The 258-nt window shown below is 68.6% G+C and carries 1 protein-coding gene; it reads left to right on the top strand.

Annotated elements, in window-relative coordinates:
• The coding region (locus SB751_RS32440) for a glycoside hydrolase family 3 N-terminal domain-containing protein (RefSeq protein ID WP_410749315.1) at positions 1-258 on the top strand (258 nt) is incomplete at both ends.

Here is a 258-nt window from a genome sequence, read left to right as displayed (position 1 = left end):
TGCGGCGTGGACATGAGCTTCACGCCGGTGCTGGACCTGGACTACGGCGTCAGCAAGGTGATCGGCAATCGCGCCTTCCACCAAGACGCGCGGGTGGTGACGATGCTGTCGCGCGCGCTGATCCAGGGCCTGGCGCTGGCCGGCATGTCGGCCTGCGGCAAGCATTTCCCGGGGCACGGTTTCGTCGGCGCGGATTCGCACCACGAGATCCCGGTCGATCCGCGCCCGCTGGAACGCATCCTGAAGGACGACGCCGCG

The sequence above is a fragment of the Cupriavidus sp. SIMBA_020 genome (assembly GCF_046535395.1).
GTDB classification, from domain to species: domain Bacteria; phylum Pseudomonadota; class Gammaproteobacteria; order Burkholderiales; family Burkholderiaceae; genus Cupriavidus; species Cupriavidus campinensis.
This window is presented reverse-complemented; position numbering and strand designations above follow the sequence as displayed.